Here is a 24730-nt window from a genome sequence, read left to right as displayed (position 1 = left end):
AACCCACCGCACTTTTATCTTACTTCACGCCATATTGCTCACGATAAGCACGCATTGCTGGTAAATATTGTTGATATTCTGGTGCTTGCTCAATGAACGTCATCAAATCATCAAAATTCACAATCGACAACACTTGGCATTGATAATCACGTTCCACTTCTTGAATCGCAGACAATTCACCTTTGCCTTTTTCTTGACGATTTAACGCGATCATCACGGCACTGAGTTCCGCTTGATTTTGTGCAATTAAGGTCATGGATTCACGAATAGCGGTCCCCGCAGTAATCACATCATCTACCAATAAAATTTTTCCACTTAAACCATAGCCAATGAGCTGCCCCCCTTCACCGTGATCTTTGGCTTCTTTACGGTTAAAGCAAACGGGTTTATCAATTTGAAAATGATTAAATAATGCCACAGAAACTGTCGTGGCAATCGGCAGCCCTTTATAAGCCGGACCAAAAATCACATCATATTCAACACCACTGGCTTGAATCGCTTTAGCATAGAATTCCCCTAAACGAGCGAGATCTGCTCCCGTATTAAATAACCCTGCATTAAAAAAATAGGGACTAATACGACCAGATTTTAGAGTAAACTCACCAAATTTTAACACCTGACGGCTTAGCGCAAATTGAATAAATTCCGATTTATAGGCTTCCATGATCCGCTCTCCTTCCTACTTGGCTAGCGCCTGACGTTGCACATCGAAAATAAGCTGACAGCCTTCTTTGGCTAAGGCTAACAAGGTCAATAATTCTTCATGACTGAATGGTTCCCCTTCTGCTGTTCCCTGTACTTCAATCATTCGCCCATCTTCCATCATCACGACATTCATATCCGTTTCTGCCGCAGAATCTTCGACATATTCCAGATCACAAACCGGCACGCCCTCAACGATCCCTACTGAAATCGCCGCCACTAAACTTTTAATGGGATTTACTTTTAAGGTGCCATTTTCCACTAAACCATGAATCGCATCACATAAGGCTACGCAAGCACCAGTAATCGATGCGGTGCGTGTTCCCCCATCTGCTTGAATCACATCACAATCCAATGTAATCGAGCGTTCGCCTAAGGCTTCTAAATCTACCATTGCCCGCAATGAGCGCGCAATTAAACGCTGAATTTCAAGTGTGCGTCCGCCTTGTTTACCCTTTGCCGCCTCACGTTGCATACGGCTATGGGTTGAACGTGGCAACATCCCATATTCCGCCGTTACCCATCCTTGATTTTGACCTTTCAAAAAGCGAGGCACCGACTCTTCCACCGTCGCTGTACAGAGTACTTTCGTGTCTCCAAACTCAACCAACACTGAGCCTTCCGCATGTTTTGTATAATGACGAGTAATTTTGATCGGGCGGGGCTGATTATTTGCACGTTCATTTGGACGCATAGTTTATTCCTTATTGTTCTTTCTTCATGATAAAAAATTCGCAGTATTTTAGCACGCAAACTGACAGAAACGAAATTTACCAGTACAATAGTTCTGTTAAACACGACCTCTTTTTATCACATTAAGGAACTCACATGATTTATAGTATGACCGCTTTTGCACGCCTCGAAATCAAACAGGATTGGGGTGATGCCGTGTGGGAAATTCGCTCAGTTAACCAGCGCTATTTAGAAACCTTTTTCCGCTTGCCTGAGCAATTTCGTGGTTTAGAAAATACCTTGCGAGAAAAACTGCGTCAAAAACTGACGCGTGGCAAAATTGAATGCACATTGCGTATTGATAATAAAAAACAAGCTGCCACAGAAATCCATTTAAATAAAGCCTTTGCATTACAAGTGATACAATCATTACAGTGGATCAAACAACAAGCTGGGGAAGGCGAGATTCACTTAAATGACGTGTTGCGTTATCCGGGCGTCGTTGAAGTACCAGAACAAGATCTGGATTTGATTAGCCAACAATTACTCAGCGCGTTTGACAGCTTATTAACCGAGTTTATTGCAATGCGAGCAAGAGAGGGCGAAAAACTCAACACACTCCTTCAACAACGTTTAGATGCCGTTGAAGTTGAAGCCAATAAAGTGCGGTCAAAAATGCCGGAAATTTTACAATGGCAACGAGATCGTTTATTACAACGCTTTGACGAAATCCATTTACAAGTGGATCCCCAACGTGTTGAGCAGGAAATGGTGTTATTAGCCCAACGGGTTGATGTCGCTGAAGAACTCGATCGTCTGCAATTACACGTCAAAGAAACCAAAGCCATTTTACAAAAAGGCGGTGCGGTTGGCAGAAAATTGGATTTTATGATGCAAGAACTTAACCGTGAATCAAATACGCTCGCGTCCAAATCTATCAGTACTGAAGTCACCAATTCTGCGGTTGAACTGAAAGTCCTTATCGAACAAATGCGTGAGCAAATTCAAAACTTAGAGTAAGGGAAAAGGACATGACTTATTCATTATTAACGGAAACCCAAGCACATGTGGTTTGCGATCTACAACAATACACGCTACTTGAAATCCAAGGCGAAGATGCCGAAAAATATTTACAAGGTCAGCTCACTTGTGACGTTAACAAATTAGCGGTAGGAGAATCTACTCTTGCAGCCCATTGTGATGCAAAAGGAAAAATCAATTCGCTTTTTCGCTTAATTCGTACGGCTCCGCAGACGTTCTACTTACTGGTCAAAAAAGGGCTGTTGCCAACGGCGCTTGACCAATTGAAAAAATATGCGGTTTTTTCTAAAGTGACTTTTACCCCATGTGATTGGCAAATTATTGGCTTAGCTGGAGAGAAAATCATCAATGCCTGCGATGAAATCGACGCACAAATACGTGTAACCTTATCCAGTCAACAACCACGTGTCATTTTAATCCACCCAACAGCATTAGATTTGCAAGCCAATGCTAGCCATGTGGTATGGGATTTATTGGATATTCAAGATGGCATCCCTTTATTAAGCCCTGAAACGCAAGCGGAGTTTATTCCACAAGCATTAAACTTACAATGTTTAGAACACGCTATTTCATTCCAAAAAGGTTGCTATATTGGACAAGAAATTGTCGCCAGAGCAAAATACCGTGGTGCGAATAAACGCGCGATGTTTACTTTTGTAGCTCAAAGTCAAGAAATGCCAAATATCAAAAGTGAAGTTGAAATGCAATTGGAAAACCATTGGCGTAAAACGGGTAATATCATTAGCGCGGTGAATTTTGAGGGCACTTTATGGTTACAAGTGGTGTTAAACAATCAGCTTGAAGAAGACGTCCAATTTCGTTTATCAGAACATACAGCTTTAACCCGGTTTCCCTTGCCTTATACATTAAGTTAGTTAACATTCAGGCACAAAAAAGCAGATCATATGATCTGCTTTTTTAATACTCACAATAAACTTAATGTGCTTTCACTTTCATTTGCGCTTGTGCTTTTACAATGATTAAGCCGATGAAACAACCAAATAATGCCACTGGTAACCATTCCATTGAGTACGCTTTAAATGGTAAGCCTGCTACAACCTCAGCGCCCATGACGGATAAGATGGACACAATCGCTACCAACACTAATGGGATGCCTTTTGCTAATTTTGGTAATGGCATGACCAAATTAACTAACAATAATAACATTGCTGTCATTGAGATTGGATAAAGGACTAATAACACAGGCACAGACTTACTAATCACGGCATTTAACCCTTGGTTAGCCAAACCAAATCCAATCAAGGTAAATAAAATGGCATAGTTACGATAAGAAATGGCAGGGAAAATACTGTTAAAGTAAGAAGAGGTTGCCACCACTAAACCAATCGCTGTTGTTAAACAAGCTAATGTCACAATTAAGCCCAGTAAGCTACGTCCTAGCTCACCAAACGATTGTGTCGTCGCATCATTTAAAATAAATACGCCTAAATTTTGACCTTTGCTCGCAACATCTGCAACAGTTTCCGCACTCAACGGGATATTGTTGCCAATCCAACCAATCGCAATATAAATAAAGGCTAAAGCAATTGCCGCAATCACACTTGCTACCGTGGCTTGTTTAATAAAGCTGGTGTTTTTGTCACTTTTCGCACGAATTGCGTTCATGACCACGACAGAGAAAGCAAAAGAGGCAAGCACATCCATGGTTTGATAGCCTTCGATAAAGCCAACAATTAATGGGGTTTCCATACCTGCTGAGGTATTATTGTACTCTCCGCTAATTAAAATACTCGCCATACGCACGACTAACGCAATAATTGCAACTAATAGAACAGGGGTTAAAATCGCCCCGATACGATCCACCATTTTAGTCGGGTTTAAACTGACCCATAATGTGATCGCAAAATAAACAAAGGTAAAAGCAAATAAAGAAACGGGATCGCTGCTCCCAATAAAAGGAATCACCGCCATATCAAAAGCTGTCGCCGCGGTACGTGGAATCGCAAAAAACGGTCCAATCGTTAAATAAATCGCACCTAACAAGAGCACAGAAATCCACGGATGAATATCTTCTAATGCTTTCTTATAGCCACCTTCATAACGAGTCGCCACTAAAATCCCTAAAAGAGGCAAACCAACGCCTGTCGTGACAAACCCAAGAATAGCTGGCCAAAAACCGACGCCACTTTCAAAACCTAATTTGGGTGGAAAAATTAAATTCCCTGCCCCAAAAAAGATGGCAAATAGCATAAAGCCAACAACAAATGTGTTTTTGTTCATAGAAAACCTCAAATATTAAAAAACAGAATTTTTTAGGATATTAAAAATAGAAAAACGCGACATTCTACTATAAAAAATCATCAACACCTACAAAAGTGAGGTAAATTATGTCCAATTTTGCGTTTATCATCGTCATTTCAGCACATTTAATGAAAAATCGTTAAAAATGCACACTTATTTTTCACATTTCGATAAAATACAGCACAATGATTGAGTTAAACGCGCCTTTGCTGTAAACTACTCTCCCGTCTTGATAATTTCATTCAATCCATTTTTTCATATCAATAGTTAGGTTTCATATGGCAACAAATTATATTTTTGTGACGGGCGGTGTTGTATCTTCCCTGGGTAAAGGTATTGCTGCAGCATCATTAGCAGCAATTTTAGAAGCGCGTGGTTTAAAGGTCACCATGTTAAAACTTGATCCTTATATCAACGTGGACCCAGGAACCATGAGTCCAACTCAACATGGTGAAGTCTTTGTCACCCAAGATGGCGCTGAAACCGACTTAGACTTAGGGCATTATGAGCGTTTTATTCGCACCAAAATGACCAAACGTAACAATTTCACCACAGGTAAAATCTATTCTGAAGTCTTACGCAAAGAGCGTCGTGGTGATTATTTAGGCGCAACAATTCAAGTCATTCCTCACATCACAAACGAAATTAAATCTCGCGTCATTGATGGCGCAGCTGGGCATGATGTCGCAATTGTCGAAGTAGGGGGAACAGTAGGTGATATTGAATCTTTACCTTTCCTTGAAGCCTTACGTCAACTGGCAGTGCAAGTCGGTCGTGAACGTACCTTGTTTATGCACTTAACCCTCGTGCCTTATATTCCAACGGCAGGTGAAGTGAAAACGAAACCAACACAACATTCAGTGAAAGAATTATTATCCATTGGGATTCAACCTGATGTCTTAATTTGTCGTTCTGATCGCATGGTCCCACCAAATGAGCGAGCAAAAATCGCATTATTCTGTAATGTGCCAGAAAGAGCGGTCATTTCACTGAAAGATGTCAGCTCGATTTACCAAATTCCAGCCTTATTAAAATCACAAGGCTTGGATGATTTCATTTGTCAACGTTTCCACTTAGATTGCCCAGAAGCCGATCTGTCTGAATGGGAACAAGTGTTATACCAAGAAGCGAATCCAACAGGTGAAGTGGTGATCGGTATGGTGGGTAAATATACGGAATTACCTGATGCGTACAAATCGGTCAATGAAGCATTAAAACACGCAGGCTTAAAAAACCGTCTTAGCGTGCAAATCAAATATATTGATTCACAAGATGTGGAAACCAAAGGCACAGAAGTGTTAGAAGGCGTTGACGGTATTTTAGTGCCGGGTGGATTTGGTAATCGTGGTGTAGAAGGTAAAATTCTCACCGCCAAATATGCACGTGAAAATCACATTCCTTATTTAGGGATCTGCTTAGGGATGCAAGTGGCTTATATTGAATATGCTCGCAATGTTGCTGGTTTAACTAATGCAAATTCTACTGAATTTGACCGCACTTGTGACTATCCTGTCGTGGGCTTAATTACCGAATGGCAAGACGCCGAAGGGAATATTGAAACACGTACCGATGCCTCTGATTTAGGTGGCACCATGCGTTTAGGTGCACAACAATGCCATTTAATGGCAGGTAGCAAAGCACGTGAACTTTATGGTGCTGAAACCATCGAAGAACGTCATCGTCATCGTTATGAAGTCAATAACGTCTTACGTCCACAAGTGGAAAAAGCGGGCTTAAAAGTCACGGGCTTATCCGCAGATAAAAAATTAGTGGAAATTATTGAAGTACCAAATCACCCTTGGTTTGTGGCGTGTCAATTCCACCCAGAATTCACCTCCACCCCACGTGATGGGCACCCACTCTTTGCTGGTTTTGTCAAAGCGGCAAAAGACAATCAAAAGAAATAATTTTACCTATCAAGAAACTCAGCCCTACAGCAACTTTGTAGGGCTTTTTTAGTCAAAAAATATCATGTTGTTCCATTCACACTCTCCGTTTTTGATTCCATTTTTGCAAAAAAGCGACTGCTATTTCGCTCCCTCATCACTGCCAATACTATGCAAGTTCGAGCGAAATGTGTGAGGGGCTTTTTGATGCTTTCGTTTACCAAGAAAAAACTAGATGTAAATCAATTAATCGACATTTTTCACAAGACAAAGCAGATGAATTATTTTAAGATACGAACCATTCGTTTTAGGTTAATTTTCATTTAAAGAGGAAAACAAAAATGGCAAAAATCGTTAAAGTGATCGGCCGTGAAATCATCGATTCTCGTGGTAACCCAACTGTTGAAGCAGAAGTCCATTTAGAAGGTGGCTTTGTGGGTCTAGCCGCCGCACCATCAGGTGCATCAACTGGTTCACGCGAAGCATTAGAATTACGTGACGGTGACAAAGCACGTTTCTTAGGTAAAGGTGTGTTAAAAGCTGTTGCTGCAGTGAACAACGAAATTGCACAAGCTCTCGTTGGTAAAGATGCGACAAACCAAGCTGAAATCGACCAAATCATGATCGATTTAGATGGCACAGAAAACAAATCTAAATTCGGTGCAAACGCCATTTTAGCGGTTTCTTTAGCTAACGCAAAAGCAGCGGCGGCGGCAAAAGGTATGCCATTATTTGCTTGGATTGCAGAACTTAACGGTACGCCAGGTCAATACTCTATGCCATTACCAATGATGAACATCATCAACGGTGGTGAGCACGCAGACAACAACGTTGATATCCAAGAATTTATGATTCAACCAGTGGGTGCGAAAACCTTAAAAGAAGCCCTTCGTATCGGTGCGGAAGTATTCCACAACCTTGCGAAAGTATTAAAAGGCAAAGGCTTAAGCACAGCAGTCGGTGACGAAGGTGGTTTTGCACCTAACTTAGAATCTAACGCAGCAGCGCTTGCTTGTATCAAAGAAGCCGTAGAAAAAGCGGGTTATGTGTTAGGTAAAGATGTCACATTAGCAATGGACTGTGCATCATCTGAGTTCTATAACAAAGAAAATGGTATGTACGAAATGAAAGGTGAAGGTAAATCATTCACTTCTCAAGAGTTCACACACTACTTAGAAGAATTATGCAAAGAATACCCAATCGTGTCTATCGAAGATGGTCAAGACGAGTCAGACTGGGAAGGTTTCGCCTACCAAACTAAAGTATTAGGCGACAAAGTTCAATTAGTTGGTGATGACTTATTCGTAACGAATACCAAAATCTTAAAAGAAGGTATCGAAAAAGGTATCGCGAATTCGATCTTAATCAAATTCAACCAAATCGGTTCATTAACTGAAACGTTAGCGGCAATCAAAATGGCGAAAGACGCAGGTTACACGGCGGTGATTTCACACCGTTCTGGTGAAACAGAAGATGCCACTATTGCAGATTTAGCCGTTGGTACTGCAGCAGGTCAAATCAAAACGGGTTCAATGAGCCGTTCTGACCGTATCGCGAAATACAACCAATTAATCCGTATCGAAGAAGCATTAGGTGATAAAGCACCATTCTTAGGTTTAAAAGCGGTTAAAGGTCAAGCATAATTCGCTAATAACATCGCAAAAAAAAGCACCGCACTTTTATCAAGTGCGGTGTTTTTTTATGAATTTCTTGAAAATGATGATTTTTTCCTACTTAACCTGTTGATTTTCAAACCAACTTTCTAGAATTAAGCACGCCGATATCCCATCTACTTTGCTTTTGTTTAAGGCTTTATAACCACCACGTCCAAAGATTTCAGCCCGCGCTTCTGTCGTAGTCAAACGTTCATCTTGTAATTCAACTGCCACGCCAAAACGCCCATGTAAACGATGAGCAAATTTTCTTGCCCTTACTGTGAGATCTTGCTCGGTACCATCCATATTTAACGGTAAACCGACCACTACTCGATCTGGTTGCCATTCTGCCAAACACTTGCCGATCGCATCCCAGTTTGGGATGCCATCTTGTGCTTTAAACGCTGGCAATGCCTGAGCCGTGCCCGTAATACTTTGCCCTACCGCACAACCAATGCTTTTTGTACCAAAATCAAATGCGAGAACAGTCATCCCCATTAGCAATGTCCCGCTTGGTGTGCAAAATTATGATGTTGAATCCCCAACAATAAATTGGCTTCTAACCAACGATCTTCATAAGGCACATCAAATAAAATACGATTATTCGCTGGCACCACTAACCAATCATTATTGGCAATCTCGCTTTCTAATTGGTTGACAGTCCAACTTGCACAACCTAACGCCACCAAATATTTTTCAGGTGCTTGTGCCGTGCCAAACGTATCGATAATATCTGCCGAAGTCGTCAAACTGAGCTGATCAGTCACTTTGTAGCTATGTTTAAATGTTTGTGCTGTTTTAGTATGTAAAATAAAGCCTCGCTCAATATTCACCGGCCCGCCGGCTAACACTAAATCATTGCCATAAGTACGGTCAGTTTTCATCATAAAATTCATTTTGGCGCACAACTCTGCAATACTTAAATCCGTGGGTTGATTCAACACCAATCCCATTGTGCCTTGATCGTTGTGCTCACAAATATAAACCACCGAATGGGCAAAATAATCATCTTCCATTTGAGGCATCGCAATTAAAAAATGATCTTGTAATTCCATCATATCTCTTCCTCAACCTAAATCACCGAAACAGATCTGCAATGCTGTAATTGCAGCTAACGAAGCTGTTTCCGTACGCAATACACGCTTTCCTAATAATACTTCAATAAAATCTTGTTGTTCTGTTTGGGCAATCTCTTGTGCGGATAAGCCCCCTTCAGAACCAATTAATAAACGTACCCCTGCTGCTGGGATGTCAGGTAGGGTACGTATTGAATATTGGGCCCTTGGATGTAAATTCAACTTCAACGCCCCGTCTTTTTCCGCACACCAATCTTGTAATTTCATCATTGGACGTATTTCTGGCACTACATTACGCCCACATTGTTCACAGGCGGCAATGGCAATTTTCTGCCATTGCTGGATTTTTTTCTCCAGACGATCTGCATCTAACTTCACCCCACAACGCTCTGACCAAAGAGGTGTAATCACATGTACTCCCAATTCAACGGATTTCTGAATGGTAAATTCCATTCTTTCTCCTCGTGAAATCACTTGCCCAAGGTGAATTTTTAATGGACTTTCTCGATCATCCCATTGGTGTTGCAAAATATCTACTTCAACACGTTTTTTGCTGATTTGCGTAATCTGTGCGTCATACACATGGTTTGAGCCATCGAAAAGCACGAGTTTATCCCCGGCTTGCATACGTAACACACGTCCAACATGGTTAGCCGCATCTTCACTTAATTCACAATGTTTCACGCCTTGTAATAGGACTGGGTGGTAAATTCGAGGTATTCTCATAACTGCAATGATTATTTTATCTTACGCGATTTGTCATATTCCTATCATAACAGAAAGGCAAGCGCTTGGTTAAACAAAAGTATGGGCTATTTTGTTTTCATTTTAAGCAAGAAAAAACAGAAATCCCCAAATATCCAGTGAAAATCTGCTAAAATAACAGGCGATTTAGTTAGCAAAAGTTGAGGCAAGTTATCGAAAATTGGCAACGGGGTTTTGTCTTACATCGCAAAGCCTATAGTGAAACAAGCTTATTAGTTGAGTTATTCACCGAAGAAACAGGGCGTCTAACCGTACTTGCCAAAGGTGCGCGAGCAAAACGTTCCGCATTAAAAGGCATCTTACAGCCTTTTACCCCTTTGCTATTGCGTTGGAGCGGGCGCAGTGAATTGAAAACATTGACGAAAGTAGAACCTGCTGCCATTGCATTACCGTTACAACAGACCGCACTTTATAGCGGATTCTATGTTAATGAATTGCTCTGTCGCGTCCTTGAACCCGAAACTGGTTATCCCCATCTGTTCCAAGACTATTTACGTTGCCTAACTGGCTTGGCAAGCGCAGAACATCTGATTGAGCCTAGTCTGCGTCACTTTGAATTTCAATTATTACAAACTTTAGGCTACGGCGTCGATTTTTGCCATTGTGCTGGCTCAGGCGAGCTGGTTGATGAAAATATGACTTATCGTTATCGTGAAGAAAAAGGCTTTATTGCATCGCTCATTAAGGATAATTTAACTTTTTATGGTCGTGAATTACTGGCTTTTGACGCAAGACAATTTCACGACAGCGCCACTTTACAGGCGGCTAAACGTTTCACTCGCATCGCGCTTAAACAGTATTTAGGGAATAAGCCCTTAAAAAGCCGAGAATTATTTACTCAATATATGTTGTATCAAAAATAAACTATGGTATTACACTATACCCCTCATCAATCCACCCCACGTAACACAACATTCGTTGCGGAAATTCTTGATCTTGATTATCAAGGACGTGGTGTAGCCAAAGTACAAGGCAAAACGTGGTTCATTGAAAATGCACTGCCACAAGAAAAAGTGGAAGTGCGCATTGTCGATGAAAAACGCCATTATGGTCATGGAATCAGCTGCAAAATTCTCACTCCACATCCAGAACGCCAGTCAGCAAAATGTGCTTACTATGCCCAGTGCGGTGGTTGCCAAAGTCAACATATTCCAATTGACATGCAACGTCAGGCTAAACAACAAGCCTTATTCCAACGCTTACAACAATTACAACCTCAAGCGACCTTCATGCCCATGATCGTCGCAGCGCCTTGGCATTATCGCCGTCGTGTGCGTTTAAGCGTGCGGTTTCATACCAAAAGCAAACAACTTGCGATGGGTTTGCGTCAGAGAAATACTCAACAAATCGTGAATCTGCAGCATTGTGATGTGCTTGAAATCCCCTTAAGTCAACTCTTACCTAAATTACATTTGTTGTTTTCAACATGGTCCCTGCCTAAAAACTTAGGGCATGTGGAGTTAGTGCATGCGGATAATGGAATTGCGATGTTATTACGCCATACAGGAAATTTAGCGCAAACTGACCGCACTTTATTAACCAATTTTGCGCAACAAGAAAACTTAATGTTGTTTGTACAAGATGATCAACAGATCACCCAACTACATGGCGAGGCACCTTACTACATACTACGCGATGGCACCAAATTACAGTTTGATATCCGTGACTTTATCCAAGTGAATGCTGTTGTAAATCAGAAAATGATTGATACCGCTCTTGAGTGGTTGGAACTCACATCGAACGATAACGTATTAGATTTGTTTTGTGGTATGGGAAACTTCACCCTCCCAATCAGTCGTCAGGTCAATCAGGTTGTGGGCATTGAAGGCGTAGGAGAAATGGTGGAGAAAGCAAAACGAAATGCGGAACAAAATCAATGTGATAATGTCCAATTCTATCAGGCGAATTTAGATCAACCTTTTGTGCAACAACATTGGGCGAGCCAACATTTTAATAAAATTTTACTGGACCCTCCACGTACAGGCGCGGCATTTGCCTTACATGCCTTATGTGAATTGGGCGCAGAAAAAATCTTATATGTTTCCTGCAATCCTGCTACATTAGTACGTGATACAGCGATTTTATTACAATTTAACTACCGACTTAAAAAAGTCGCAATGATCGATATGTTCCCCAATACAGGACATTTAGAATCCATCAGTTTATTTGAAAAAGAATAGGATAGATTATGGTTGCAGTGCGAGGATCACACTTACTCAATCCAAAAGATTTTGTTATTGAAACCTGGTGTGCCAGTTTAGAGGTTTCACCAGAAGTACGAGAAAATCTGGTCAACGCTTGGTATTACTCGCAAAAGTACATACCGCAACACCACGACGCCTCTTCTTGCTCATTGCACTCTGGCGTAGAAATGGTCGAAATTCTACACAGTCTGAATATGGATGCAGATAGCTTACTCACGGCAATGCTCTATCCGACGATTCATCACAAGCTTGTCGAACTCAGCCAAATTAACGAAGATTTTGGGGCAAATATCTATAAATTGGCAAAAGGCGTGATGGAAATGGATAACATTCGCCAATTAAATGCCAGCCAATCCGCCAATAACGCACAAGTAGATAATATCCGCCGCATGTTACTCGCGATGGTAGATGATTTCCGTTGTGTGATTATCAAACTGGCAGAACGCATTACTTTTTTAAGGGATGCCGAACAAACCTGCTCTGAAGAAGATAAAGTCCTAGCCGCCAAAGAATGTGCCAATATTTATGCCCCACTGGCAAATCGTTTAGGTATCGGGCAATTAAAATGGGAATTAGAAGATTACTGTTTCCGTTATCTCCACCCTGAGCAATATCGTAGCATTGCCAACTTATTGAAAGAAAGACGCCTTGATCGAGAACAATACATTGCCGATTTTGTCTCCGAAGTAAGCGACTATTTACGCCATAACATTGATAAAGTGGAAGTGTATGGTCGTCCGAAACACATCTATAGCATTTGGCGCAAAATGCAGAAAAAACATCTTGAATTTAGCGATCTCTACGATGTTCGTGCAGTGCGAATTATCGTCCCTAAATTGCAAGATTGTTATACCGCACTTGGCATTGTGCATACCCACTTCAAACATATTCCGAAAGAATTTGATGATTACGTGGCGAACCCGAAACCCAATGGTTACCAATCTATCCATACTGTTGTCCTCGGCAAAGGCGGTAAACCGGTGGAAGTGCAAATTCGCACTCAACAAATGCATGATGATGCCGAGCTTGGGGTAGCCGCCCACTGGAAATATAAAGAAGGCGCGATTGGCGGTCGTTCTGGCTATGAAGAAAAAATCACCTGGTTACGCAAATTGCTTGCTTGGCAAGATGATATTACGGACTCCGGCGAAATTATGGCAGAAATGCGTAGTCAGGTCTTTGACGATCGCGTTTATGTGTTTACCCCCAAAGGTGAGGTTATCGATTTACCGACAGGCTCCACCCCATTAGATTTTGCCTATGCCATTCATAGCGAAATTGGTCATCGCTGTATTGGTGCCAAAGTCAGTGGTCGTATTGTTCCGTTCACCTATCAGCTACAAATGGGTGATCAAATTGACATCATTACACAGAAAAATGCCAACCCAAGTCGCGACTGGTTAAATCCTAACTTAGGCTTTACACATACCGCCAAAGCACGGGCTAAAATCCATGCTTGGTTTAAAAAACAAGATCGTGAGAAAAATATTCCAGCAGGTAAAGAAATGCTGGAAAATGAACTTACACGCTTAAACATCGGCTTAAAACAAATCGAACCACACGCCTTAGCGCGTTACAACCTAAAAAATTTAGAGGATTTATACGCGGGTATCGGTGGCGGTGATATTCGCCTCAATCACCTCATCAACTTCTTACAAAACAAGTTAATTAAAACGACGGCTCAAGAAGTTGATGAAGAAATCTTACGTCATGTAGCAAATAAAAGTGCGGCGAATAATCAACAAAAAGAAAAGCCTCGGGGTTATGTGATCGTAGAGGGCGTCGGGAATTTAATGCATCACATTGCCCGTTGTTGTCAACCGATTCCGGGCGATCATATTATGGGTTATATCACAATGGGACGGGGGATTTCCATTCACCGTAGTGATTGCGAACAATTCCTCGAGCTACAACAAGCCCATCCCGAACGAGTGGTAGAGTCCATTTGGGGTGATAACTATGCCAGTGGATTTAAAATCAGTATTCGTATTATCGCCAGTGATCGCAGTGGCTTATTACGTGATATCACGACGGTTTTAGCCAACGATAAAATTAGTGTCTTAGGCGTATCGAGTCGTACTGATACTAAAAAACAATTAGCGACAATTGATATGGAAATTGAGCTGAATAATGTTCAAATTTTGAGTAAAATTCTAGCTCGTCTCTCAAAACTCGACGATGTCATTGAAGCAAAACGACTGTAATTCAGCCATTAAGGATAATAAAAATGTATAAAACAACAGGACTTACTCATCTGATTAAAGCCACTGGTTATTCACTCAAAGGGTTAAAAAGTGCGGTTAAATTTGAAACTGCGTTTCGCCATGAACTGCTCGCCGCCCTTTTTTTGGTGCCTTTAGCCTTTTGGCTCGGTGAAAATGGGATTGAAATTGCCTTAATGCTTGGCTCTCTTTTGTTAGTCCTTGCCTTTGAACTGATTAATAGTGCGATTGAAGCGGTCGTTGATCGCATCAGCTTGGACCATCATGAACTCTCTGGGCGCGCTAAAGATTTCGGCTCCGCTTCCGTTTTTATTGCCATGGTCAATGTGGTTGTTGTGTGGGCACTGGTGCTCTTTTATTGAGCAGACAAATCATATTATGTGTTATTCCTTTTCACTGTGTTTTAAACAGCCATAGAAAATAAAAACCGATAAGAAATAAAAAATATTACCGGAATTATGGTTTAAAAAGGCTTGAGTTAAGGAATAGCACATCACTGAAATAATATGAAGCATACCTAATGTTGCCACTAATTTTTCCTCACCCTTTATGGCATGTCGTTTTCGATAAAAATAACAAAATGGCACACTAAAAATCGCCAGTAATGCAACTAACCCTACAAAACCATATTTTGACAGGTTATCCAAATATTGATTATGTGCATGGGTAAAATTGGCGGCATATTCACTTATCACCCCTTCTTGTTGCTGCACTTGACGTTTCTCCATCGCTCCCGCATTTCCCCAACCTAATAGTGGTTTTTCTTTTGCCATAAGCAATGCACTTTTCCATAACGCAAAACGCGCGCCAATCGAGGTCGATTGTTCTGCTTGTGCGTCAAAATATTGTTGTGTTTCGGTATATGCTTCTGTCACACGAGAAATCAACTTTGTTTTAGGGGCGAATGCAACAGCTGCCAACAGAAACACAAAAAACAAACTCACAAAAAAGAGAATTTTTTTCGATAAATACTGACGATAAGCAAACAACGCAAAACATAACAGCAGCGGTAAGCCAATCCAGCCACCCCGAGCCGTCGATAACACACTACCAAGTATCCCGAATAACGTCGCAATAATCGCCCACAACATCTGACGATATTGCTGTCGACTAAACGAATGCAAACCAATCACAAACGAAAAAAGACCTAAAGACATGGCAATATCGCCCGCTTGAATCTGTAACATACGCGGTGAATACGCCGCATAAACATTTAAGATAAAGCGATCATAAATCGCCACCCCGCCTGCAATTATCGCACCGAATAAAATTCCCTTAAGTAGCCAATTGATATGAGGTCGATAACGTTCAAATAAATATAACAATGGGATAAACAGGCACAACTTAGCAATATGTTCGAGTTCCCTTAACTTTTCAGCATGCCAAAAGAAAGACAATAAAAACGCTGCGCTATAAAAAAGAAGACATAACATCCAGATTTTTTCTGCACGAGGCAGTGAGTCAAGCTCTTCCCTGTTAAGCAGACGAGAAATCAGGTAAATGAGTGCGATGCCACATAACCCGACAGAGGCAATATTATGCCCACCTTTTACAAGAAAAAGCGTGGGAAAGAAGATAAAAATAATAAAATTTATACTCAATACGTATAAAGAAGATTTTTTTAAGCTTTGCATAATATCTAACAACTTAATAAAGAAACAAACAAAAAAAACCGCACATCAACGTGCGGCTTCATTGTAACTGAATTGAGTTGCTTATAGAACATCAATACAATTCAAATCTTCGAAAGATTGTTCTAAACGTTTAGACATGGATTCTTCCATTTTACGTAACCAAACACGTGGATCATAGTATTTTTTGTTTGGTGCATCAGGACCTTCTGGGTTACCTAATTGACCTTGAAGATAATCTTGATTTGCGTTGTAGAATTTCAAAATCCCTTCCCAAGATGCCCATTGTGTGTCGGTATCGATATTCATTTTGATCGCACCGTAACTGATCGCTTCGCGGATCTCTTCACGGCTTGAGCCTGAACCACCATGGAAGACAAAGTCGATTGATTTCGCTGGCAAACCACGTTCTTTAGAAACAAATTCTTGTGATGCACCTAAGATAGACGGTTTTAATTTCACATTACCCGGCTTATAAACACCATGTACGTTACCGAATGCCGCAGCGACTGTGAAACGTGGGCTCACAGGGTTTAATTGATCATAAACATAAAGTACATCTTCTGGTTGCGTATAAAGTTTAGATTCTTCTACGTCAGAGTTATCAACCCCATCTTCTTCACCACCCGTGATACCGATTTCGATTTCTAACGTCATCCCCATTTTGTCCATACGCGCGAGGTATTCACGGCAAATAGCCATGTTTTCTTCCATAGGTTCTTCAGAAAGATCAATCATGTGAGAAGAGAATAATGGTTTGCCTGTTTCAGCAAAATGTTTTTCACCCGCCTCTAATAAACCGTCAATCCATGGAAGAAGTTTTTTCGCTGCATGGTCAGTATGTAAAATCACCGGTACACCATATTCTTCTGCCAACGCGTGAACATGTTTTGCCCCTGCAATGGCACCCAGTACATCTGTACGTGCACCACTTGCTGGTTTTAAGCCTTTACCAGCATAAAATTGTGCACCACCATTTGAGAATTGAATAATCACAGGTGCTTTGACACGTGCTGCGGTTTCTAATACGGCATTTACAGAGTCTGAACCCACGCAGTTTACCGCTGGAATCGCAAAATTGTTTGCTTTTGCATATGCAAATACTTTCTGAACATCATCACCAGTAACAACGCCGGGTTTTACAATATCTAATAATTTAGCCATTTTCTACTTCCTTTATTTATTTGATTAGAGTGAAATTTCGTTTCTTGATAAGCCTAATGCTTATTCTCATTCAAAATAGAGAGGGGCGACTACACAAGCCTGCCCCTACCCAATTAACCATTTGCACGTTTTTCTAAGATTTCTACTGCTGGTAATACTTTACCTTCAACGAATTCTAAGAACGCACCACCACCTGTTGAAATATAAGAAATTTTATCTTTGATACCGAATAGGTCAATCGCCGCTAATGTGTCACCACCACCTGCAATTGAGAAACCTTCGCTATTGGCGATTGCCTGAGAAATGATTTCAGTCCCTTTACGGAAATTCGGGAACTCAAACACGCCCACTGGACCATTCCAAAGAATCGTTTTCGCATTTTTGATGATTTCCGCGAGTTGTTCTGCTGATTTATCACCAATATCAAAAATGGATTCATCATCTTTCACTTCATTGACGGCTTTTTCTGTTGCTGCTGCAGTTTCAGAGAATTCTAAACCAACGCGAACATCAACGGGTACAGGAATATCTGTGCTTGCTGCTAAGTTTTTCGCCACAGGAATTAAATCTTCTTCATATAAGGATTTACCGACGTTATGACCTGCTGCAGCAATGAAGGTATTGGCGATACCCCCGCCCACAATAATTTGGTCCGCAATTTTAGATAAGGAATTTAACACTTCTAATTTAGTTGAGACTTTCGACCCCCCTACAATCGCCACCATTGGACGCGCAGGTTCTTTTAAGGCTTTGCCTAAAGCATCTAATTCAGCAGCTAATAATGGACCTGCACAAGCCACTGGCGCATATTCAGCCACACCGTAAGTCGAGGCTTGCGCACGGTGTGCAGTACCAAAGGCATCCATCACAAAGACATCACAAAGTGCGGCATATTTTTTGCCTAATTCGGGATCGTTTTTCTTCTCACCTTTGTTAATGCGCACGTTTTCTAATACCACGATTTCGCCTTGGTTAACGTCCACACCGTCTAAATAATCGCGTACTAAACGAACAGGCACATCTAAATTTGCATTTAAGTAATCAACTACAGGTTTCAGTGAGTTTGCTTCATCAAATTCGCCTTCTGTTGGGCGACCTAAGTGTGAAGTCACCATCACTTTTGCGCCTTTTTCAAGCGCAAGTTTCAAGGTAGGGATGGTCGCACGGATACGTGCATCAGAAGTCACTTTGCCATCTTTGACTGGCACATTTAAATCAGCACGAATAAACACACGTTTGCCGCTCAAATCCAAGTCTGTCATTTTGATTACTGACATATTTTATCCTCTTACTGGTTAAATTAAAAAATGAGAAAACTAAACGCATTATACCCCTTTCTAACTAGGCTGTACTGCGTTAGATCAAATAATTTTTATTATTTAATAAATAAAAATTAATATCCTGTACGACTTCTTGGACAATCGATCACCTGCCATTTTAAGTCATAACAAATAAAGAGTTCATTACGACTTGCCCCTAAATATGCCTCTTTTAGGTGCTTATTATTTTTACGCAACCACTGGAAAAGTTCATTCCGACTTAATTCATAATTTGGTAATTTTAAGGTGCGATACAGTTCACGTTGTTTGTCAAAATACGCTTTTGCATCATCAAAAGCACAAGCACCGTGTTTTTCCCACTCACCTTGTAATAAGCTGGCACTTGGCGATTCTGGTAAATATTGCTCAATGATCTCTTGCGGTACCATTGGTAAATCCCCTCGGCAAAAACGCGGTTGATCTGAGACGCGACGCGCACGCTCATTTTGAGGCCATAAGCCATGAATCACCCAGCCAAATTGCTGAGTTAAACCACATTGATATTGCAATGAATTAGGTAAGTCATCACCATAACGATTACGCTGCTTCTCACAAAATGCCGGCGACCAAGATAATACAAACGTATAATAATCCGTCGGCGCATTGGCGTTTTGACCGATCGGATCATTTTTCATAATATAGTCGTAATTACGATCCACGATAATTTCAACAGCTTGTTTTTGCTTAGAAAAGAAATACCAGCCTGACAACAAAAACATTAGAAAACAAACCACAAAGATAGACAGCTGAAGTGTTTTTTTCTCGTTCATAAAATTCCTATTTCACTTTTGGAGCGGATTGATTATAATTCGTCGCTTTCACTGTAACACAGCAAAGGACAAACACCATGGCGCTTTTAATCACAGACAAATGCACAAATTGCGATATGTGTGAGCCGGAATGTCCAAATCAAGCAATTTCAATGGGAGAGGAAATTTACGTCATTGATCCCGCCCTTTGCACAGAATGCGTGGGGCATTATGACATCCCAACCTGTCAAAAAGTCTGCCCCATTAATCACTGTATTATTACCGATCCCGACCACATTGAAACCAATGAGCAACTGTGGGAACGGTTTGTTCTGATTCATCACGCAGATAAATTATAGCCTGTATCGAGTGTAACAATTCTTAGCCACCTTGAAAATGCCTGAAAACGAGCCTCAATCGCAGGCATACGTTTTTCTTTGCCCCTCCTTAGGTTACATCCCACACCCCTTTCCCTGAACATGATGAAAAATCGGGCAAATGCCCGATTCTGTTAACCTCAACGATAGTCCCACTGTGCTAATAAAATGCCCGTTGCCACCGCAATATTTAATTCTGCTTTTAATGGATTACCAAGAGACAACACCACCTGTTCATCTTCGGCTTGTGCAAGAGAAGCATCGCCTTGTTCATTTAGAACAAACACTACTTTCTCAGTAAAGTGTAATTTCGATAGCGGCTTAGCTTGTTTATTCGCCGTCACATGAATAAGTTGATAACCTGCTTGACGCAATTGCGCTAATGCCTTTGGCACATCGGTTGTTTCCAACACCCGAACATATTCCATTCCCCCTTCTGCCACACGCATTGCCGCAGGCGCGTTTAAATTATCCGCTAACGCTTGTTCAATCACCACACCTTTCACACCAAACACCGCACAAGTACGCACAACACCGCCTAAATTATGTGGATTTTGCACGCCATCTATCAACACAAGACAATCTTGTTTACGTGGAATGTCCAAGTATCCGGCTAAAGTAAAAGGACGGGCTTTTTTCACTAACATACAAATGCCGCCATGATGCGCGGTACCGCTCACTAAAGCGAGTTCCGCACTGTCCACCACATGATAGGCTTTTTTCTGCTCTGCTAAATAACTGAAAAGTTCACCGCTCTTTTTCGCCATCTCTACCGTTGCCCAAATACGCACAATGCTTTCCGGACGTTGTGCAAACAATGCCTGACAAGCATTCTCGCCATAGACTTTCATTTCTTCTGCACGGTTTTTCTTAATTTTTTCGGGTGCACGTGGCGAAAGTGCCCCAGTTTTTTTCTCACGAGGTTTATCACTGGCACCCGTACTTTTCACCACAACTTTCACTTTGCCTTCTTCGCCAGATGCTGTACGCATGGAGATTTCAGAAATATGCTGTTCGACTTGCTGTGAACGACGCACAGGTTTACTTCTCGCCGAAAATTTATTGCCCGTCAATTTTTCGCGAGTCTTCGCCTCGCCACGTCCGTCAAATTTTTCTTTAAAGTGCGGTGCAGTTTTGACAGATTTTTCGCCAACGCTGCGTTCATGAAATTGCTTATTACTGGTTTGTTGAAAGACAGGCGCTTTCGCTTTACTATTCATTTCGATATGCCTATTTGATGAGTTGAGGAGGCAAAGCTGGGCAAAAAATCACCTAGCGTTGCAAGAAAGTGTGAGCATTATAACGAAAAAACCGCATTTTTCTACCAAGTCGCGAGGTAAATATTGTAAACTACAGAGCTAATCAAACTATAGAGAATGATTTTTATGCTGATAAACAAAACCAAACGAGCAAAACAAAATATCAATCGTTTATTCTGTTTACCCTTACAAGCTGAACACGTTGAATTTATTTATAGCGCTGCCGCATTCAAACAGCAAATCCTTCAGCTCATTAAACAAGCAAAATCACGCATTTATGTGACCGCACTTTATTGGCAACATGACGAAGCGGGTCAAGAAATTTTAGATGAAATCTACCGTGCCAAACAAAACAACCCGTCATTAGAAATCAAGATTTTAATTGACTGGCACCGTGCACAACGCAATTTACTGGGTGCGGAAAAAAGTATGACCAATGCTGACTGGTATTGTGAACAACGTGCGAAATATCAAGCAGAGCAAGATTCACCTCTCTTTTTTGGGGTGCCAGTGAACACTCGAGAAGTCTTTGGTGTGTTACATATTAAAGGCTTTGTGTTTGATGATACGGTCTTATACAGCGGTGCAAGTATTAACAATGTTTACTTAAATCAATTTAATAAATACCGTTACGATCGCTACCATAAAATCACGCATCCTGAATTAGCCAACAGCATGGTGAACTTTATCAACGACTATTTGTTGGATCCGTTAGCTGTTCACCCATTAGATCAGAACACTCGTCCAACAACCAAAGAAATACGCCCCGCGATTAAAGAATTTCGTAAAACACTCGCTTTTGATGCCCGTTATACGTTAAAAGGCGCGCGTTTCTTGGAGGAAACACCTGAACAACTCAGTATTTCTGCGCTCTTTGGCTTGAGTAAATACAGTAACCAATTAAACCAAGTGATCGAGGATCTCTTCCAAATTGTGGAAGAGGAATTAGCGATTTGTACTCCTTATTTTAATTTTCCACGTACGCTACAACAAAAAATCCGCCGCTTGCTGAATAAAGGGAAAAAAGTGGAAATTATTGTCGGTGACAAAACTGCAAATGACTTCTATATCCCGCCTTCAGAACCCTTTAAAATGGCGGGTGCCTTGCCTTATCTATACGAAAGCAATTTACGCCGCTTTAGCAAAAAGTTTGAATATGAGATTAACCAAGGTTTGTTAGTGATTCGGACTTGGAAAGATGGGGATAATTCATACCACTTGAAAGGGGTTTGGGTCGATAACAATTATGTGCTCCTCACTGGCAATAATCTAAATCCTAGAGCATGGCGCTTGGATGCAGAGAATGGTTTATTTATCTACGATCCAAAACAAGAGCTACGCGCACAATTTGAACAAGAACTGGATTACATTCGCCAACATACGCAAGTGTTGCGCCATTATTCTGAACTTGACGAAATGAAACAGTATCCTGCCCCCGTACAAAAGTTATTGAAAAAATTTGCCCGTGTAAAAGCGGATAAGCTCGTGAAGATGATCTTATAATAGTCAATCACTCTGTCATGGTGATATTTTCTCATTCAAAAAACATAAAAAAAGACCGCACTTTCGCGGTCTTTTTTAAACGACACAATCAGTTAAGAAATGGAAACATTTTTTGTATCATCAATAATTAAATAGGCTTTCGCCACCGGTCCATGTACACCAACCACTTTGATTAATTCAATATCCGCTGTTGAACTGGGTCCCGCAATTAAGTTAATGCAAGATGGCATACGCTCACCTTGCTTCGCTTTTTGATGAAGAATTTCAGAAAGCTGTGCCACACGTGGCAAAATCGTACTTTTGTTTAATACAACAATCGACACTTTTGGTAATAAGCTCACTGAACGTCCACGCTGTGCATCAGAAAATAACACAATTCCACCGGATTCGGTTAAACCGTATTCTGCAAACACAATTCCAATATTCGCAGTATTCGCAAAAGTGCGGTTAATTTCTGCTGCATTTTCTGACCAAATATGAGTTTCATATTTGGCTTGTACTGCCGGCGTAATCCCCGCTTCGACTAAACGAGAATCATCATTTAAAATCACTGGACCGCCACCATATTTCTCACACATTGCCAACAAATCAGCAGTAGCTTGTTCTGGTGTGGTCACTTGGCAATTGACTAACATGGTTTGCGACGCAAATTCCACGAACGCATCACAACGCTGGTCAAGACTTAACTCGGTTAAACGAGTCACTGGATAATCATTTAGCGGATGATATTCACTGACGACTTGCGTACGAGGCTCACGTCCTAATTGTTTGGCAAGGTGATCTAAAAACTGTTGTCTATTATTTTGATCTAACATCGAAATTCCTCACTTAATTAACGGTTTTTAAACCAAGAACGGAAGCTTTCGCCTTCAGCGTCTGGTAAATCACGGGCTTTTGTCCATTCAGCAATCGCACCTACTTGAATCGGCATTTTGCCATCACGAATCGCCAATTTCGCCACTTTCGCCCCTACATTCATACCAATTTTCCACAGACTTGGGTGACTATTTGCTAACGTGAACGCTTTGACAGAAAGCCGTTCTGCTAATGGATTCATACCTGATTCGGCAATATGACGGCGGTGTTTTAATAACAAATTGGCGAGTGGAATTTTCACAGGACAAACTTGGTTACACGCCGTACATAAGGAACATGCTGAAGGTAAGTCTTTAAACTCCTCATACCCCCCTAAAATAGGTGAAATCACTGAACCGATTGGACCCGGATAAATCGAACCATAACCATGACCACCAATTTGACGATAGGCTGGACAAGTATTTAAACAAGCGCCACAACGAATACAACGTAAAACCTCACGAAACTCTGAACCGAGCATTTTTGAACGACCATTATCGACGATCACTAAGTGGAACTCTTCAGGTCCATCAGTTTCCCCAGCTAGACGTGGTCCAGTTAACCAAGTGTTATAGCCCGTTAAACGTGCCCCTACCGCACTGCGTGCAAGCAAGGTAATTAGCACATCCACTTCTTTAAAGGTTGGCGCTAAACGCTCCATACCCATCACTGCAATATGTGTTTTTGGCAAGGATGTGGCTAAACGTAAGTTCCCTTCATTAGTGACTAAACATACGCTGCCCGTTTCTGCCACCGCAAAGTTACAACCGCTTACGCCGATATCCGCTTCTAAGAAATCATTACGGATCGTTTCACGAATAAATAGGGTCATTTCTTCTGGTGTATCGGAACCGGTATAACCTAATTTTTCAGCCAGTACTTTACGGATTTGATGACGGTCTTTATGAATGGCAGGTACCACAATATGTGAAGGCTTATCTTCTGCCACTTGTAAAATATATTCACCTAAGTCAGTTTCAACGACTTTGATCCCCTCAGCTTCTAACACATGATTCATGCCAATTTCTTCCGTCACCATGGATTTCGATTTGACAATTTTCTTGGCATTTTTCTGCTTGGCGACGTCTTTAATGTAATTTGTGGCTTCTTCTGCTGTTGCCGCAAAATACACATGACCACCATTTTGGGTCACTTTCTCTGAAAGCTGATACAAATAAGCATCTAAATTTTCAATGACATGGTTACGAATCTCTTTGGCATGCTCTCGCCATTCTTCCCAATGCCCTAATTCCTCCACCATTTTCTGGCGGTTTGCACCGATACGCTCTTGTGCCATCACCACAGCTTTACGCATAATGTCATTTTGAATTTCTTCATTGATGCGTGGTTTAAATTTAAGGTGGCTCGTTTTAATAGACATCATTCTC

23 protein-coding genes are annotated in these 24730 nt (G+C 41.2%); 10 read left to right on the top strand and 13 right to left on the bottom strand.

Features of this window, described 5'->3' with window-relative positions; genetic code table 11:
• Positions 1-19: 19 nt before the first annotated feature.
• Together pyrE and rph are read right to left on the bottom strand one after the other, a co-directional pair.
• A complete protein-coding gene (gene pyrE / locus KPF51_RS00420; protein WP_005719325.1) occupies positions 20-664 on the bottom strand; it encodes an orotate phosphoribosyltransferase in 645 nt (214 codons plus the stop codon).
• A gap of 15 nt (positions 665-679) precedes the next feature.
• Positions 680-1396 (bottom strand): ribonuclease PH, encoded by a 717-nt coding sequence (gene rph / locus KPF51_RS00415; protein WP_005724954.1) that lies wholly within the window; start codon positions 1394-1396, stop codon positions 680-682.
• A 134-nt stretch (positions 1397-1530) separates the two neighbouring features.
• Between rph and KPF51_RS00410 the strand changes: the two genes are divergently transcribed.
• Positions 1531-2394 (top strand): YicC/YloC family endoribonuclease, encoded by an 864-nt coding sequence (locus KPF51_RS00410; protein WP_005724953.1) that lies wholly within the window; start codon positions 1531-1533, stop codon positions 2392-2394.
• A gap of 11 nt (positions 2395-2405) precedes the next feature.
• Positions 2406-3290, top strand: coding sequence for a folate-binding protein YgfZ (locus KPF51_RS00405; protein ID WP_005719322.1), 885 nt, complete (start codon positions 2406-2408; stop codon positions 3288-3290).
• A gap of 61 nt (positions 3291-3351) precedes the next feature.
• Here KPF51_RS00405 and brnQ read toward each other — a convergent pair whose 3' ends face one another.
• Positions 3352-4656, bottom strand: a complete 1305-nt coding sequence (gene brnQ / locus KPF51_RS00400; RefSeq protein WP_005724951.1) for a branched-chain amino acid transport system II carrier protein — start codon at positions 4654-4656, stop codon at positions 3352-3354.
• A 299-nt stretch (positions 4657-4955) separates the two neighbouring features.
• Here brnQ and pyrG point away from each other — a divergent pair, with 299 nt between their 5' ends.
• Together pyrG and eno are read left to right on the top strand one after the other, a co-directional pair.
• Entirely contained in the window at positions 4956-6584 is a 1629-nt protein-coding gene (pyrG, locus tag KPF51_RS00395; RefSeq protein ID WP_005724949.1) for a glutamine hydrolyzing CTP synthase, read from the top strand.
• 320 nt (positions 6585-6904) lie between these two features.
• The gene (gene eno, locus KPF51_RS00390; RefSeq protein WP_005724946.1) at positions 6905-8206 is read left to right on the top strand and encodes a phosphopyruvate hydratase; all 1302 of its coding nucleotides are present in this window, start codon (positions 6905-6907) and stop codon (positions 8204-8206) included.
• Positions 8207-8293: 87 nt separating this feature from the next.
• Here eno and ruvX read toward each other — a convergent pair whose 3' ends face one another.
• The 3 genes from ruvX to rsmE are packed head-to-tail and all read right to left on the bottom strand — an operon-like array spanning position 8294 to position 10020.
• Complete coding sequence (ruvX, locus tag KPF51_RS00385) at positions 8294-8716, bottom strand: Holliday junction resolvase RuvX (RefSeq protein ID WP_005755497.1); 423 nt, start codon at positions 8714-8716, stop codon at positions 8294-8296.
• Positions 8716-9273, bottom strand: a complete 558-nt coding sequence (locus KPF51_RS00380) for a YqgE/AlgH family protein (RefSeq protein ID WP_010907391.1) — start codon at positions 9271-9273, stop codon at positions 8716-8718. The genes ruvX and KPF51_RS00380 overlap by 1 nt, the downstream gene beginning before the upstream one ends.
• A gap of 12 nt (positions 9274-9285) precedes the next feature.
• Positions 9286-10020, bottom strand: a complete 735-nt coding sequence (gene rsmE / locus KPF51_RS00375) for a 16S rRNA (uracil(1498)-N(3))-methyltransferase (RefSeq protein ID WP_005724940.1) — start codon at positions 10018-10020, stop codon at positions 9286-9288.
• Between the two features lie 179 nt (positions 10021-10199).
• Between rsmE and recO the strand changes: the two genes are divergently transcribed.
• Genes recO through KPF51_RS00355 form a run of 4 tightly spaced genes read left to right on the top strand, consistent with a single transcriptional unit; the run spans position 10200 to position 14847 of the window.
• Positions 10200-10922, top strand: coding sequence for a DNA repair protein RecO (recO, locus tag KPF51_RS00370; RefSeq protein WP_005752341.1), 723 nt, complete (start codon positions 10200-10202; stop codon positions 10920-10922).
• 3 nt (positions 10923-10925) lie between these two features.
• Positions 10926-12239: a 23S rRNA (uracil(1939)-C(5))-methyltransferase RlmD gene (gene rlmD / locus KPF51_RS00365; protein ID WP_061406264.1), complete on the top strand. Its 1314-nt coding sequence runs from the start codon at positions 10926-10928 to the stop codon at positions 12237-12239.
• Positions 12240-12247: 8 nt separating this feature from the next.
• Positions 12248-14467, top strand: coding sequence for a GTP diphosphokinase (gene relA / locus KPF51_RS00360; RefSeq protein WP_061406265.1), 2220 nt, complete (start codon positions 12248-12250; stop codon positions 14465-14467).
• Between the two features lie 23 nt (positions 14468-14490).
• Positions 14491-14847 carry a diacylglycerol kinase gene (locus tag KPF51_RS00355; protein ID WP_005724931.1) on the top strand — a complete coding sequence of 119 codons (357 nt, stop codon included), beginning with the start codon at positions 14491-14493 and terminating at the stop codon, positions 14845-14847.
• Between the two features lie 21 nt (positions 14848-14868).
• On the opposite strand, the gene KPF51_RS00350 is transcribed toward KPF51_RS00355, so the two are convergent.
• From KPF51_RS00350 to KPF51_RS00335, 4 genes are all read right to left on the bottom strand, one after another.
• Complete coding sequence (locus KPF51_RS00350; RefSeq protein WP_061406266.1) at positions 14869-16119, bottom strand: O-antigen ligase; 1251 nt, start codon at positions 16117-16119, stop codon at positions 14869-14871.
• Between the two features lie 81 nt (positions 16120-16200).
• Positions 16201-17280: a class II fructose-bisphosphate aldolase gene (gene fbaA / locus KPF51_RS00345; protein ID WP_005719287.1), complete on the bottom strand. Its 1080-nt coding sequence runs from the start codon at positions 17278-17280 to the stop codon at positions 16201-16203.
• 113 nt (positions 17281-17393) lie between these two features.
• The gene (pgk, locus tag KPF51_RS00340; RefSeq protein WP_005752336.1) at positions 17394-18557 is read right to left on the bottom strand and encodes a phosphoglycerate kinase; all 1164 of its coding nucleotides are present in this window, start codon (positions 18555-18557) and stop codon (positions 17394-17396) included.
• Positions 18558-18673: 116 nt separating this feature from the next.
• Complete coding sequence (locus tag KPF51_RS00335; RefSeq protein WP_005719283.1) at positions 18674-19369, bottom strand: hypothetical protein; 696 nt, start codon at positions 19367-19369, stop codon at positions 18674-18676.
• A 77-nt stretch (positions 19370-19446) separates the two neighbouring features.
• Here KPF51_RS00335 and KPF51_RS00330 point away from each other — a divergent pair, with 77 nt between their 5' ends.
• Positions 19447-19707 (top strand): YfhL family 4Fe-4S dicluster ferredoxin, encoded by a 261-nt coding sequence (locus KPF51_RS00330; RefSeq protein ID WP_005719279.1) that lies wholly within the window; start codon positions 19447-19449, stop codon positions 19705-19707.
• 158 nt (positions 19708-19865) lie between these two features.
• Here KPF51_RS00330 and KPF51_RS00325 read toward each other — a convergent pair whose 3' ends face one another.
• Entirely contained in the window at positions 19866-20945 is a 1080-nt protein-coding gene (locus KPF51_RS00325) for a TrmH family RNA methyltransferase (RefSeq protein WP_005752335.1), read from the bottom strand.
• Between the two features lie 165 nt (positions 20946-21110).
• On the opposite strand from KPF51_RS00325, the gene pssA reads away from it, so the two are divergent.
• Positions 21111-22487, top strand: a complete 1377-nt coding sequence (gene pssA / locus KPF51_RS00320) for a CDP-diacylglycerol--serine O-phosphatidyltransferase (protein ID WP_064661127.1) — start codon at positions 21111-21113, stop codon at positions 22485-22487.
• Positions 22488-22579: 92 nt separating this feature from the next.
• Here the strand turns inward: pssA and KPF51_RS00315 are convergent, their stop codons facing one another.
• A complete protein-coding gene (locus KPF51_RS00315; protein WP_061406268.1) occupies positions 22580-23302 on the bottom strand; it encodes a lactate utilization protein C in 723 nt (240 codons plus the stop codon).
• 17 nt (positions 23303-23319) lie between these two features.
• Positions 23320-24723, bottom strand: a complete 1404-nt coding sequence (locus tag KPF51_RS00310) for a LutB/LldF family L-lactate oxidation iron-sulfur protein (RefSeq protein WP_005724907.1) — start codon at positions 24721-24723, stop codon at positions 23320-23322.
• Positions 24724-24730 lie beyond the last annotated feature (7 nt).

Source organism: Pasteurella sp. XG20 (genome assembly GCF_018968665.1).
Classification (GTDB): Bacteria; Pseudomonadota; Gammaproteobacteria; order Enterobacterales; family Pasteurellaceae; genus Pasteurella; species Pasteurella multocida.
Note: the sequence above shows the minus strand (reverse complement) of the source record. Positions and strands in the feature narration are given on the sequence as shown.

Coding starts and splice junctions, on each gene's coding strand:
- rlmD (WP_061406264.1), top strand. CDS start 10,926: ATGGTATTACACTATACCCCTCATCAATCCACCCCACGTAACACAACA.
- brnQ (WP_005724951.1), bottom strand. CDS start 4,656: ATGAACAAAAACACATTTGTTGTTGGCTTTATGCTATTTGCCATCTTT.
- pgk (WP_005752336.1), bottom strand. CDS start 18,557: ATGTCAGTAATCAAAATGACAGACTTGGATTTGAGCGGCAAACGTGTG.
- eno (WP_005724946.1), top strand. CDS start 6,905: ATGGCAAAAATCGTTAAAGTGATCGGCCGTGAAATCATCGATTCTCGT.
- KPF51_RS00410 (WP_005724953.1), top strand. CDS start 1,531: ATGATTTATAGTATGACCGCTTTTGCACGCCTCGAAATCAAACAGGAT.
- KPF51_RS00315 (WP_061406268.1), bottom strand. CDS start 23,302: ATGTTAGATCAAAATAATAGACAACAGTTTTTAGATCACCTTGCCAAA.
- KPF51_RS00335 (WP_005719283.1), bottom strand. CDS start 19,369: ATGAACGAGAAAAAAACACTTCAGCTGTCTATCTTTGTGGTTTGTTTT.
- pyrE (WP_005719325.1), bottom strand. CDS start 664: ATGGAAGCCTATAAATCGGAATTTATTCAATTTGCGCTAAGCCGTCAG.
- pssA (WP_064661127.1), top strand. CDS start 21,111: ATGCTGATAAACAAAACCAAACGAGCAAAACAAAATATCAATCGTTTA.
- KPF51_RS00355 (WP_005724931.1), top strand. CDS start 14,491: ATGTATAAAACAACAGGACTTACTCATCTGATTAAAGCCACTGGTTAT.
- rsmE (WP_005724940.1), bottom strand. CDS start 10,020: ATGAGAATACCTCGAATTTACCACCCAGTCCTATTACAAGGCGTGAAA.
- KPF51_RS00330 (WP_005719279.1), top strand. CDS start 19,447: ATGGCGCTTTTAATCACAGACAAATGCACAAATTGCGATATGTGTGAG.
- rph (WP_005724954.1), bottom strand. CDS start 1,396: ATGCGTCCAAATGAACGTGCAAATAATCAGCCCCGCCCGATCAAAATT.
- pyrG (WP_005724949.1), top strand. CDS start 4,956: ATGGCAACAAATTATATTTTTGTGACGGGCGGTGTTGTATCTTCCCTG.
- KPF51_RS00310 (WP_005724907.1), bottom strand. CDS start 24,723: ATGTCTATTAAAACGAGCCACCTTAAATTTAAACCACGCATCAATGAA.
- fbaA (WP_005719287.1), bottom strand. CDS start 17,280: ATGGCTAAATTATTAGATATTGTAAAACCCGGCGTTGTTACTGGTGAT.
- KPF51_RS00325 (WP_005752335.1), bottom strand. CDS start 20,945: ATGAATAGTAAAGCGAAAGCGCCTGTCTTTCAACAAACCAGTAATAAG.
- KPF51_RS00350 (WP_061406266.1), bottom strand. CDS start 16,119: ATGCAAAGCTTAAAAAAATCTTCTTTATACGTATTGAGTATAAATTTT.
- relA (WP_061406265.1), top strand. CDS start 12,248: ATGGTTGCAGTGCGAGGATCACACTTACTCAATCCAAAAGATTTTGTT.
- ruvX (WP_005755497.1), bottom strand. CDS start 8,716: ATGGGGATGACTGTTCTCGCATTTGATTTTGGTACAAAAAGCATTGGT.
- KPF51_RS00405 (WP_005719322.1), top strand. CDS start 2,406: ATGACTTATTCATTATTAACGGAAACCCAAGCACATGTGGTTTGCGAT.
- KPF51_RS00380 (WP_010907391.1), bottom strand. CDS start 9,273: ATGGAATTACAAGATCATTTTTTAATTGCGATGCCTCAAATGGAAGAT.